Origin of the sequence: Plantactinospora sp. WMMB334, from assembly GCF_049179095.1 — a bacterium.
Taxonomy (GTDB): domain Bacteria; phylum Actinomycetota; class Actinomycetes; order Mycobacteriales; family Micromonosporaceae; genus Plantactinospora.
This window is the reverse complement of record NZ_JBMHME010000002.1, coordinates 4,903,951-4,916,371: the sequence shown is the minus strand read 5'-3', so window position 1 is coordinate 4,916,371 and position 12,421 is coordinate 4,903,951. Positions and strand designations below refer to the sequence as shown.

General features: G+C 75.3%; 7 protein-coding genes and 1 pseudogene. 6 read left to right on the top strand and 2 right to left on the bottom strand.

Annotated elements, in window-relative coordinates; translation table 11 throughout:
• Positions 1-59: 59 nt before the first annotated feature.
• On the bottom strand, positions 60-566 hold the full coding sequence (locus tag ACN27G_RS20915) for a hypothetical protein (RefSeq protein ID WP_421494464.1): 507 nt from the start codon (positions 564-566) through the stop codon (positions 60-62).
• 819 nt (positions 567-1,385) lie between these two features.
• Between ACN27G_RS20915 and ACN27G_RS20910 the strand changes: the two are divergent.
• A pseudogene (locus ACN27G_RS20910) lies at positions 1,386-2,288 on the top strand (N,N-dimethylformamidase beta subunit family domain-containing protein); the annotation flags it as partial.
• Between the two features lie 259 nt (positions 2,289-2,547).
• Here the strand turns inward: ACN27G_RS20910 and ACN27G_RS20905 are convergent.
• A complete protein-coding gene (locus ACN27G_RS20905; protein ID WP_421497407.1) occupies positions 2,548-3,477 on the bottom strand; it encodes a S66 peptidase family protein in 930 nt (309 codons plus the stop codon).
• Between the two features lie 239 nt (positions 3,478-3,716).
• Between ACN27G_RS20905 and ACN27G_RS20900 the strand changes: the two genes are divergently transcribed.
• The 5 genes from ACN27G_RS20900 to ACN27G_RS20880 all read left to right on the top strand — a co-directional run bounded on the left by ACN27G_RS20900 (position 3,717) and on the right by ACN27G_RS20880 (position 12,306).
• The gene (locus ACN27G_RS20900; RefSeq protein WP_421497406.1) at positions 3,717-4,469 is read left to right on the top strand and encodes a type 1 glutamine amidotransferase; all 753 of its coding nucleotides are present in this window, start codon (positions 3,717-3,719) and stop codon (positions 4,467-4,469) included.
• Positions 4,470-4,573: 104 nt separating this feature from the next.
• Entirely contained in the window at positions 4,574-7,714 is a 3,141-nt protein-coding gene (locus tag ACN27G_RS20895) for a bifunctional [glutamine synthetase] adenylyltransferase/[glutamine synthetase]-adenylyl-L-tyrosine phosphorylase (protein ID WP_421494463.1), read from the top strand.
• Complete coding sequence (locus tag ACN27G_RS20890; RefSeq protein ID WP_421494462.1) at positions 7,707-9,350, top strand: hypothetical protein; 1,644 nt, start codon at positions 7,707-7,709, stop codon at positions 9,348-9,350. Before ACN27G_RS20895 ends, ACN27G_RS20890 begins: the two co-directional genes overlap by 8 nt.
• Positions 9,351-9,434: 84 nt before the next feature.
• Positions 9,435-10,823, top strand: coding sequence for a polyprenol phosphomannose-dependent alpha 1,6 mannosyltransferase MptB (mptB, locus tag ACN27G_RS20885; RefSeq protein ID WP_421494461.1), 1,389 nt, complete (start codon positions 9,435-9,437; stop codon positions 10,821-10,823).
• Between the two features lies 1 nt (position 10,824).
• Positions 10,825-12,306 (top strand): pyridoxal phosphate-dependent decarboxylase family protein, encoded by a 1,482-nt coding sequence (locus ACN27G_RS20880; protein WP_421494460.1) that lies wholly within the window; start codon positions 10,825-10,827, stop codon positions 12,304-12,306.
• Positions 12,307-12,421 lie beyond the last annotated feature (115 nt).

Below are 12,421 nucleotides of genomic sequence, written 5' to 3'. Positions count from 1 at the left end.
ACGCGCGCCCGGGCCGCACCTGAGTAGGGGTGCGACCCGGGCAGGTGCCCTGGCCGGGGTTACCTCATGGCCGGGCCGCCGTGACGCGGGCCGCCCCAACCGCCGCCCCAGGCCGGGAAGACGCCCGCCTCGACCGCCGCGCGGATGGCGTCGGCCTGCTCCTGGGTCAGCTTGCCGTCCGCGACCGCCTTGTCGAGCCGCTCCTTCAGCACGGCCTCGCGGTCGGCCTTCGACTGCGGGCCGGGCCTGCCCTCGCCCCGCTGCCCGATCCGGTCCTTCCACTCGGCCCGGTGCTGCTCCCCGATCTTCGCCAGTGCCGCCTCGACCTTCTCCTGCGGCACGCCCAACTCCTCGGCGAGCTGCTCGGCCAGCTTGCCGCGCTGCTCCGCCCAGCGCTTGCCCGGGTCCGGGGCGGTCGCGCCGCTCTCCGCCGAACTCGACGGGGTCGGGGCGGGCGTGGCGCCGTCCTCGGCGAACGCCACGGCCGGGGCCGCGAGACCCACCGTGAGTACGCCGCCGGCCACCAGGCCGCCGATGACCTTCTTCCGTGAAAGTCGCCTGCTCATCCTGCGTTCTCCCCCTTCAGATGCGTACGGACGCCGGGTGGCGCCTGTTTTCCTCAACCCGCCCACACTGCGGCACCAGCCTGGGTGGTGCCCCGGATCTGGCTGGCAGACCGCTGGGAATTGCGCGACCGCCTGGCAGGACGCTGAGACTCCGCGGTCACCGGGGGGTTCCGGCGTCGCTGCGCCCGGTTGTCCGGTAGGGCGGATCTCGTACCCGGCGTCCCCGTCGTCGGGATTGCGAATGCCGTCGGGACTGCCGTCGCGGTCCGGGGGTGCTGGGGCGCTCGACGCGTCCGCCGCTGATCTGTTGGGTTCCCGACCGCAACTGGAGTGACCCGCCGGGCGTGTGTGTGGAAAGGGTGTCGCCCCGGCCGCCGGCCCGGTGCGCCCCAACCCACCTACCACATATGTCCAAAGTGGACAGACGAGTCATCACGGGGGAAGCATGATGGAGAAGGCGGGCCGGTACTCCCGGCGTACGGCGTTGGGGATCATCGGGGTGAGCGGCGCGGTCACGGCGGTCGGCATCGCCGCGCGGTCCGGCACCGGCGATCCCACCGCGCCGGGAATCGACCCCTACTACCCGGGCGACGCGACGCCGGGGCGACGCGCGACCGTCCGGCGGTCACCGGTCGGCACCTCCGAGGTCTCCCGGGAGAACACCCGGGCCGGAGCCGGCGGCTTCACCCTGCTGGACCGCCGTTTCGCCGAGGACCGCCAGGGCCAGATCGCCGGCTATGCCTCGGCGACCAGCGTCGAGACCGGCGGCAGCCTGGACTTCCACGTCTCCGTGGCGCCGGCCCAGCGGTACCGACCAGCACCTACCAGGCGTACAACCGGTGGCCGGCCGTCGGGCACACCGGCGCCAGCCTCTACTACGGGTTCGACGACTCGGGCAGGTGGGCGACCGGGACGCGTTCGCTGGCGGTCAGCCACGACCGGCCGTACGCCGGCAACGGGTTGCCGCACCACATCAGGGACGAGATCGGATTCGTCCGCTGGTCCGAGCGGCACGGCGACGACGTCAGCTACGCCACCAGCGAGGACCTGCACACCGGCCGGGTGGATCCGGCCCGCTACCGGGCGGTGGTCTTCAGCGGCCACGACGAGTACTGGTCGGTGCCGATGCGCCGGGCGGTGGCGACGGCCCGGGACTCGGGTACCAGCCTGGTCTTCCTCAGTTCGAACAACTGCTACTGGCGCGTCCGGTACGGCGGATCCGACGCCCGTCCCGACGAGCGGATCGTGGACTGCGCCAAGGTGAACCCCGGACCCGGCCAGCGGCCGGCCCGGGTGACCAGCCAGTGGCGCCGGGCCGGCAGCCCGGAGCAGCAGCTGATCGGCGCGCAGTACGTCAGCGTGGTCGACGACGACGCGCCGCTGGTGGTGCGGGAGAGCGGTCACTGGTTCTGGGCCGGCACCGGGGTGCGGGACGGCGACGAGATCCCGCACGCCGTCCGGCAGGAGGCCGACCAGGTGATGCCGGGCGTCGACCTACCGCAGTCGACCGACCGTCGGGTGCTCGCCGACTCGCCGTACCGCCGGCTCGGCGTGGCGCAGCGGCAGCAGAGCAGCCTCTACCGGGCGCCGTCCGGGGCGTGGGTCTTCGCGGCCGGCACGATGGGCTGGACCCGGGCGCTCCACGCGGACGGTTTCGTCGACGCCCGGCTGCGGCGGGCCACCCGCAACCTGCTCGACCGGGTGCTCCGGACGCCCGGGTGACGCTCCGGAGGCGGCGGGCCGAACCGTCGCGGGCCGGCGGGGACGGCCCTCAGGAGACGGCCCTCAGGAGACGGCCCTCAGGAGACGGCCCTCAGGAGACGGCCCTCAGGAGACGGCCCTCAGGAGACGGCCCTCAGGAGACGGCCCTCAGGAGACGGCCCTCAGGAGACGGCCCTCAGGAGACGGCCCTCAGGAGACGGCCCTCAGGAGACGGCCCTCAGGAGACGGCCCTCAGGAGACGGCCCTCAGGAGACGGCCCTCAGGAGACGGCGGGGGAGACGGTCAGGGTACCGGCGGCGACGTCCAGCGTCGCCGGCACGCCGACCGGCACGGTGAGCTGGCCGACGCCGTGCCCGATCGGCAGCCCGCCGAGCACCGGCACCCCCAGGTCGCCGAGGCGCTCGGCGAGCACCTCGGCCACCCCGATCGCCCAGCCGTCCGCGCAGTCGGTGAACTGCCCCACCGCCACCCCGGCCAGCCCGGCCAGCGCGCCCGCCCGGCGCAGGTGGGTGAGCATCCGGTCGACCTTGTAGGGCGGCTCCGCGACATCCTCCACCAGCAGGATCGCGCCGGCCAGGTCCGGCATGTCCGGGGTGCCCAGCGAGTGCGTGAGCAGGCAGAGGTTGCCGCCGATCAGCGGGCCGGTGGCCGTACCGGGGACCAGCACCGGTGCGGTCTCCTCGGTCGGCAGCCGGTGCAGCACCACCGGCTCGGGGTGCATCAGCGCGGTGCGCAGCGACTCGGCCGAGGCCGGCGGGGTGCGCTCGTCCAGCCAGGCGGCTCCCGGGCCGTGCACGGTGGCGAGCCGGGCACCCCGCCAGAGCGCGAGTTGCAGGGCGGTGATGTCGGAGAACCCGGCCACCACCTTCGGGTCGCGGCGGACCGCCGACATGTCGATCGCGTCGACGACCCGTTGGGCGCCGTAGCCGCCCCTGGTGCAGAGCACGCCCCGCACCGTCGGGTCGGCGAAGGCGGCGTTCAGGTCGGCGGCGCGCAGCCCGTCGTCGCCGGCCAGATAGCCGCGCCGGGCGTACACGTTCGGGGCGAGGACGGGACGAAGGCCCCAGCCGGTGAGCAGTTCCACCCCCCGGGCGACCCGGTCCGGCCGGGTCGGCCCGGAGGGCGACACGAGCAGCACCGTGTCGCCGGGGCGCAGCGCGGGCGGCCGTACCGCCGGCCGTGCGGGCAGCGGTACCGCCGGCAGTGTGTGCGGCCGTACCGCCTGGTCGTCGGGCACCCCGCCTCCCGCGTCCGCTCGGCTCCATCGCGTTCCGGCCCAGAGCCTATCGGTGCCGGTCGGGGCCACCGGATAGCCTCGACACCGTGACAACGGAGACCGGACCCGAGCACGCCCCCGGAACCGAGCGCGGGGACGGAGTCGAGCGCGACACCGGCGGCGCGGACGGAGCCGCGACCGCGACGGCGCTGGTGATCGAGAACGACCCGACCGACGACCTCCGCCGGCTGGGCGAGTGGCTCGCCGAGGCCGGCCTCGACCTGGCGGTGCTCCGGCCGTACGCCGGGGACGCGCTCCCCGACGACCTGACCGGGTACGCCGCCCTCGTCGTCCTCGGCGGCTACCAGCACCCGTACCCGACTCCCGACGGCACCTCCGGCGCACCCTGGTTCGCGGCGCTGGAGGGGCTGCTCCGCAAGGCCGTCCGGCACCGGGTGCCGACCCTGGCGATCTGCCTCGGCGCCCAGCTGCTGGCCACCGCGCACGGCGGCACGGTGCAGCGGAGCGCGGCCGGGCCGGAGGTCGGGCCGACCGTCGTCGGCAAGCGGGACGCGGCCGAGCACGACCCGCTCTTCCGCTACGTGCCGATGATCCCGGACGTGCTCCAGTGGCACGTCGACGAGATCACCGAGCTGCCGCACGGCGCGACCCTGCTGGCCGCCTCGACCCGCTATCCGCACCAGGCGTTCCGGCTCGGCGACCGGGCCTGGGGGCTCCAGTTCCACATCGAGTGCGACGCCGCGATGATCGCCGACTGGGCCACCGACTCGGCGACCCTGGCCGAGCTGGACTACGACCCCGAGCTGGTGGTGGCGGCCTGTGCCGACGCGCTGGCCGACGTGGAGGAGGTGTGGCAGCCGTTCGCGGCCCGGTTCGCGGCGCTCGCCCAGGGCCGGCTCGACGGCGGCACCCCCCGGCCCACCCTGCCGCTGCTCGGACACTAGAACGCCGACAGCGGGACCCGGACAGCAGGGACCGGAGAGCAAGGACCCGGAGAGCAGGACTCGGACGGTAGGGAGTCGACGCCGATGAGATGTGCGGGTCGCCGATGAGCAGGCCGACCAGCGCCCCGGGCCGGCTCGCCCGGTACGGCTTCGGCCTGGGCGACGGGGAGCGGACCGGCGGCAACGGCGTGGGCCTGGCCGCCGAACTGCTCGGCCCGGACGGGCTCGGACTCTGGGACGTCGGCGCCCAGGAGCCGGTCGACGCCCCGGCCGGCGAACTGCTCACCGCGCTCTCCCGTGCCGCCGACCCGGACCTCGCACTGCGCCAACTGCACCGGATCGTCGAGGCGGAACGCCGCACCGCCGGCCCGGTCACCGGCGACGGCGGGAAGACCGGCGGCGACGGCGGGGAGACCCTGCTCGCCGCCCTGCACGCCGATCCGGGGCTGCGCCGGCGGGCCGTCGCCGTCCTCGGCGCCTCGTCGGCACTCGGTGACCACCTGGTGGCCAATCCGGAGCAGTGGCGGGCGCTGCGAACCGGGGCGGACGGGCTGCCGCCGAACGCCGAGGGGCTGCTGCACCCGGACGCCACCGGGCCGGCGGAGGGACCCGGCGAGATGCCGGTGGTGGCGGCACTGCGTCAGGCGTACCGGCTGGCCCTGCTGCGGATCGCGGCGGCCGACCTGACCGGCGGGCGCGGCCTGGAGCAGACCATGGCGGCGCTCTCCGCGCTCGCCGACGCCACCCTCTCCGACGCCTACGCCATCGCGGTCGGCGAACTGCCGGAGGGGTCTCCGGAGCCCCGGCTGGCGGTGGTGGCGATGGGCAAGTGCGGCGGCGGCGAACTGAACTACGTCTCCGACGTCGACGTCATCTTCGTCGCCGCCACCGACGAGGACCTGCCGGCCGCGACCCGGGTGGCGACCCGGCTGATCGAGATCTGCGGGCTGGTGGCCTGGCCGGTGGATGCCGCGCTGCGCCCGGAGGGCAACCGGGGGCCGCTGGTGCGTACCCTCGCCAGCCACCTCGCCTACTACCGTCGCTGGGCCCGGACCTGGGAGTTCCAGGCGCTGCTGAAGGCCCGCCCGGCGGCCGGGGACGCCGCGCTCGCCCGGGAGTGGATCGACGCGCTCGCCCCGCTGGTCTGGCGGGCGGCCGAACGGCCCGAGGCGGTCGAGGACGTCCGGGCGATGCGTCGCAAGATCATCGACAACGTTCCGCCGCGCGAGCTGGAGCGGGAGATCAAGCGCGGCCCGGGCGGGCTGCGCGACATCGAGTTCGCCGTGCAGCTCCTCCAGCTCGTGCACGGCCGGATCGACGAGTCGCTGCGGGCCCGGGGCACCATCCCGGCGCTGCGGGCCCTGGTCGCCGGCGGCTACGTCGGGCGGGCCGACGGCGAGGCGCTGCTGCGTGGCTACCGCTTCCTCCGCGCCGTCGAGCACCGGCTCCAGTTGCAGGCACTCCGGCGCACCCACACCGTGCCGGCCGACCCGGCGGCGCTGCGCTGGCTCGCCCACGCGCTCGGCTACACCGCGCTGCCCGGCCGGGACGCCGTCGAGGCGTTCCGGGCCGACTGGGTCGGCCACGCCACCGAGGTACGCCGGCTGCACGCCAAGCTGCTCTACCGCCCGCTGCTGGAGGCGGTCGCCCGGGTACCGGCCGACGGGCTGCGGCTGACCCCGGAGGCGGCCCGCAACCGGCTGGAGATCCTCGGCTTCGCCGACCCGAGCCGGGCGCTGCGGCACCTGGAGGCGCTGATCGGCGGGGTGACCCGGACGGCGGCGATCCAGCGCACCCTGCTGCCGGTGCTGCTCCAGGAGTTCGCCGACGCGCCCGAGCCGGACCGGGGGCTGCTCAACTACCGCCAGGTCTCCGACAAGCTCGGCGGCACCCCGTGGTATCTGCGGCTGCTCCGCGACGAGGGGCCGGTGGCCCGCCGGCTCGCCCGGACCCTGGCGGTCTCCCGCTACGTCGCCGACCTGCTGGCCCGGGACCCGGAGGCGCTGCGGCTGCTCGCCGACGACGCCGAGCTGACCCCCCGGGACGCCGAGGTGCTCCGCGACGGCCTGGTGGCCGCCGCCGACCGCTACCTCGTCGGCCGGGGGCCGCGGCCGGCCGACCCGACCGAGGCGATCCGCGCGGTCCGGGCGCTGCGCGGCCGGGAACTCGTCCGGATCGCCTGCGCCGACGTACTGCACCGGCCCGGCCCGCTGGCCCCGGTCGGCCCGACCGGCGTCGCCGCTCCCGTCGGGCCACCGCCACCCGGGGGCGCGGCCGGGATACTCGGCGACTCCGACGTGCTCACCGTCGGTGCGGCACTCTCCGCCGTCACCGACGCCACGCTCGGCGCGGCGCTGCGGGTGGCCCGGGCGAGCCAGCCGGCGGTGCCGGGGCTGCGCTTCGCCGTGATCGGGATGGGCCGGCTCGGCGGATACGAGATGAACTACCTCTCCGACGCCGACGTGCTCTTCGTCTACGACCCGCCGCCGGGCGTCGCCGAGGACGCGGCCAGCGCGGCGGCACACGCCATCGCCGAGGAGCTGCGGCGGCTGCTCGGCCGGCCCGCCGCCGACCCGGCGCTCGGGGTCGACGCCGACCTGCGCCCGGAGGGGCGGCAGGGGCCGCTGGTCCGTAGCCTCGGCGCGTACGCGCAGTACTACGCCCGCTGGTCGAAGGTCTGGGAGGCACAGGCGCTGCTGCGGGCCCGCTACGTCTGCGGCGACGCCGACCTCGGCCGCGACTTCGAGGCCGTCGCCGACCCGGTGCGCTATCCCGAGCAGGGCCTGACCCGGGAACAGGTCGTGGAGATCCGGCGGATCAAGGCCAGGGTGGAGACCGAACGGCTGCCCCGCAACGCCGACCCGGCCACGCACACCAAACTGGGTCGGGGCGGGCTGGCCGACGTGGAGTGGGCGGTGCAGCTCACCCAGCTCCGGCACGCCGGACGGCTGCCGGAGCTGCGCCGCACGCGTACCCTCGACGCGCTGGCCGCCGCCCGGGAGGCCGGGATGGTGGGCGGCGCCGACGCCACCGCGATGGCCGCCGGGTGGAGCCTCGCCGCCCAGGTACGCAACGCGCTGATGCTGGTCCGGGGCCGGACCGGCGACCAGTTGCCCCGGCACGGGGTGGAACTGGCCGGGGTGGTACGCCTGCTCGGCGGGGACGACCCGGGCGAGTTCCTGGACCACTACCTCCGGACGGCCCGGCGGTCCAGAGCAGCGGCGGAGCGGGTGCTGAATGCCTGACCGGCCGAGGGAGCGGCTGCTGCTCGGACACGGCCGGCCGGCGCTGCTCGGTGCGGCCGTCGTGGCCGGCGCCGGAGCGGTGGCGTTCCTGCTCGCCGCGCCGATGGGCACCGACCTGGCGGCGCAGGTGGCGCGGGCCGGGTTCGTCGACCGGTACGGCATGATGCCGGTCGACCTCGGCTGGTACGGCGGCGTACATCAGTTCGGCTACAGCCTGTTCAGCGCCGCGCTCGGCGCGGCGGTCGGGGTCCGCACCGTTGGCGCCGTTGCCGCCGTCGGCGCGGCGGTGACCTTCGCATGGCTGCTGGTGCGCGGAAACGCCCGGCGCCCGCTGCTCGGCGCGGTACTCGGTGCGCTGGTCCTGCTGGGCAACCTGGTCAGCGGGCGGATCACCTTCGCGCTCGGCCTGGCGCTGGCGCTGGCGGCGCTCTCCACGGCCGCGGCCGGGCGGCTTCGCCCGGCGGCTCGGCTCGGCGGCGCCGGCCTGCTCGCCGCGCTCGCCACCTGGGCCAGCCCGGTGGCGGGGCTCTTCACCGGGCTGGCAGGTGCGGCCCTGCTGCTGGCCCACCTGGTCCCCGCTCCGGACGGTCCTGGTGACGGGCTCGGCCGAGCACACCGGACCCGGCGGTACCGGGCGGAAGGAGTGGTGCTCGCGGCCGCTCCGGCCGCCGCACTCGCCCCGATGGCGTTGCTCTTCGGCAACGGCGGAGTGCAGCCGTTCACGGCCGAGTCGATGCGCATCAACGTCGCGCTCGCCGTGCTGACCGTGGTGATCGTCCCGGCCGGTCACCGGGTGCTCCGCTACGCCGCCGGGCTGACCGTGCTGCTGTTGCTGCTCGCCTACCACCTGCCCAGTCCGGTGGGATCGAACGCGCTGCGGCTGACCATGCTCTTCACCGTTCCGGTGCTGGCCGCCTATGCCGAACTGGACCGCCGACGGCTCGCCGCGCTGCTTGCCGCTGTTGTCTGGTGGCAACCCCCGGTGATGACCGGTGACCTCGGCCGGGCCGGCTCCGGGCCGACCCGGGCCGACTTCTACCGACCACTCGCCGACGAACTCGACCGGCGTGCCCGTGCGGACGGGCCGATCGGCCGCATCGAGGTGGCGCCGCTGCGGGACCACTGGGAATCAGCGCACCTGGCCCGCCGGTTCCCGCTCGCCCGGGGCTGGGAACGGCAGGTGGACGTAGCCCGGAACCCGTTGTTCTACGACTCGGATCTGACGACGGAGTCCTACCGCGACTGGTTGCACCACAACGCCGTGAGTTTCGTGGCGGTGGCTCCGGAGAGCCCTCCCGACCGGTACGCCCGCGAGGAGACCGCCCTGGTCGCTGCCGGGCTGCCCTATCTGACCGAGGTGTGGCGGGACCCGACCTGGCGGTTGTACGCGGTCACCGACCCCACCCCGCTGGTCGAGGCACCGGGACGGCTGATCGGGTCCACGCCGGCAGAGGTACGGTTCCGCACGGAGGCGGCCGGCGAGCTGCTGATCCGGGTGAGCTGGTCGCGGTGGCTGGTGCTGGACGGTCCGACCGGCTGCCTGCGCCCCACGACCGACGGTTGGACCGAGGTTCGGGTCGCCGCCGCTGGTGAGTACCGGCTCACCAGCGGATGGCAACCCGGCCCGGCGTGCTGAGGCGGACGAATGCGCTCGTGGGATCCGGCGGGTTCGGTGCGGCGGATGCGCCCGCCGCGTCCCGTGCAGGCAGCACGGGGAGCGGTGCCGTGGTCGTTGATACGGTACGGCGGACTTGCCGGGGCGGTGCTGCTGTCCGGAACCGCCTACCTGGGCGGGGTGTCGCCGGTCTGGCAGCCCGGGGTCACCCCGGCGACCATCTGGCAAGGCCCGCACGGACCGGTCGTCCTGCTCGGCTGGCTGGTCGGTACCGCGCTGTTGGTGGCCGCCTGGTGGGCTGGGCGGGACAGAGTGCCATCGGCCCGCTGGGTGGCGGTCACCGTCGGGCTCTGGTTGCTGCCGCTCCTCGTCGCGCCACCGCTGGGCAGCCGGGACGTCTACTCGTACGCCTGCCAGGGCGCGGCCTACGCCGCCGGAGCGGATCCGTACGCCGGCGGTGTGGCCGATGCGGGTTGCCCGTGGCTGGAGGCCGTCTCGCCCGCGTGGCGTGACACGCCCGCCCCGTACGGACCGCTCTTCATTCTCGTCGCCGGTGTCGCGGCGGCAGCCGGCGGCTCGTTGCTCGGCACGGTCGCGCTGCTACGGCTGGCGGCCCTGCTCGGCGTGGTACTGACCGCGTTCTGCCTGCCGGCCCTGGCCCGGCACGCCGGTGTGGATCGGGACCGCGCGCTCTGGCTGGTGCTGGCCTGCCCGGTGGTGGCGATCCACCTGGTCTCCGGCGCACACAACGACGCCCTGATGGTCGGCCTGATGGTCGCCGGACTGCGGGTGGTGTTGGACCGGCCCGGCCGGGTGCCGTGGCTGCTCGCCGGTGGGGCGCTGCTCGGGCTCGCGGTCAGCGTGAAGGTCACCGCCGTCGTGGTCGTGCCGTTCGCGATGCTGGCTGCGGTGCCTGGGGCATACCGGTGGTGGGCGCTGGCCCGGTACGGTGCGGCAGTGCCTGCCGGGGCGGTCGCCGCGGTGCTGGCGGTGACCGGGCTGTCCGGTCTCGGTGCGGGCTGGGTGCACGGTCTCGCCCGCAGCGGGGACTCGGTGCAGTGGACGTCGCTGCCCACGGCGGTCGGACTCGCCCTGGGCTACCTGGGGCGGCCCTTCGGTGCGCACTGGGAGGCGGTGGCGGTCGCCCGGACAGTGGGGTTGGGCGTGCTGGCGCTGCTGCTGGTCGCGATCTGGTGGCGGGCCCTGCGCGGCAGCCCGCTGCGCGGTGCCGGACTCGCGCTCGCCGCAACAGTCGTCCTCTCGCCGGTCTTCCACCCGTGGTACGCGATCTGGCCCCTGGCGGTGCTGGCCGCGGCCGGGCTGCCGGCCCGGTGGCTGACCGCACCTGCCGCGGTGGCTTCCCTTCTTGCCCTGCCGGACGGCACCAACCTTGCGAGATTCACGAAGTTTCCCGGAACGCTGGCGATGTCGGCCGGACTGGTCGTTGTCGTGATCGTGGCGGTCCGGAGGATGGCCGCCCGCGTCGGAGGTTGAGATGGCTGATCCACTGCACGAACGGGACACGGCGGCGGCGTTGGAGCAGGTCTGGGCCGCCGCCGGACCGTACCTGGACTCGTTGGCCGACCGCCCGGTCCACGATCCGGCGGCCGAGCGGCTGTTGCGGGAACTCGCCGAGGTGGGCGGCGCTGACGGAGGGTTGCCGGAGCGGGGCGTCGGGTCGGCCGCCGCGCTGGAGCGGCTGCTCCGGGTCGGCACCGCCGCCGCGACCCACTCCGCCGGCCCGCGCTTCTTCCACTTCGTCGTCGGCGGCGCCACCCCGGCCGCGCTCGCCGGGGACTGGACCGCCGCGCTGCTCGACCAGAACGCCGCCTTCCGGGCCTCCTCCGCGCTCGCGGCCGAGTTGGAGACGATCGCGCTGCGCTGGCTCCGTGAGCTGTTCGGGCTGCCCGACCGCTTCGGTGGGGCGCTGGTCGCCAGCGCCACCTTCGCGAACTTCACCTCGCTGGCGGTGGCGACCCACTGGTGGGCCGAACAGCACGGCGTGGACGTGGCGGCGGACGGCCTGGTCGTGCTGCCCCGGATGCCGGTGCTCTCCGGTGGATACGTCCATGCCAGCTCCCGCAAGGCGTTGCAGATGCTCGGTCACGGCCGGGACACCGTCGAGGTGTACGCCCGGGACCGGGTCGGCCGGATCGACGTGCCGGCGGTCGAGCGGCGCCTCGCCGAGCTGGACGCCCCGGCGGTGCTGGTCGCCAACGCCGGGGAGGTGAACGCCGGCGACTTCGACCCGATCGACGTCGTCGCCGACCTCGCCGAGCGGTACGGCGCCTGGCTGCACGTGGACGCCGCCTTCGGGTTGTTCGCCGCGCTCTCGCCCCGGACCGCCGGGCTGCTACGCGGCATCGAGCGGGCCGACTCGATCGCCTGCGACGCCCACAAGTGGCTCAACGTGCCGTACGAGAGCGGCTTCGCCTTCCTGCGCGACCCGGCCAGGCTGCCGGTCGCCTTCGGGATGCCCGGTACGGCGTACCTACCGGGGCCGGACAGTCCACTCTGGTCGGGCCGGTCCGGGTCGGTGGACTACGCCCTGCACGGGCCGGAGTCGTCCCGCCGGGCGCGGTCGATGCCGATCTGGGCGACCCTGGCCGCGTACGGGCGGGAGGGGCACCGGGCGATGGTGGAGCGGCAGCTCGACCTGGCCCGGCGCCTCGCCCGGTTGGTGGACGAGACGCCGGAACTGGAGCGGCTGGCCGAGGTGCGCCTCTGCGTCGTCTGCTTCCGGGCCGCTCCCCGGCACGTGCCGCCGGACGAACTCGACGACCTCAACCGGCGGCTCGGCTCGGCCCTGCTCGACGACGGCCGGGTCTTCGTCGGCACCACCGTCTACGACGGCCGGGTCGCGCTCCGCCCGGCGATCGTCAACTGGCAGACCACGGAGGCGGACGTCGACCTGCTGGTCGAGGTGGTACGCGAGCTGACCGCCACGCTCGCCGACGGGCCGGCCGCGACGAGTTGACACGCACGCGATCATCGCCACCCGGCTCATGGGTTGGCTGCTCACCGCCGGCATGCCGGCGGAGCGCATCGCGCAGGCGGTCGGCCTGCGCGTCCCCGGCAGAGCCGGCGGCGTC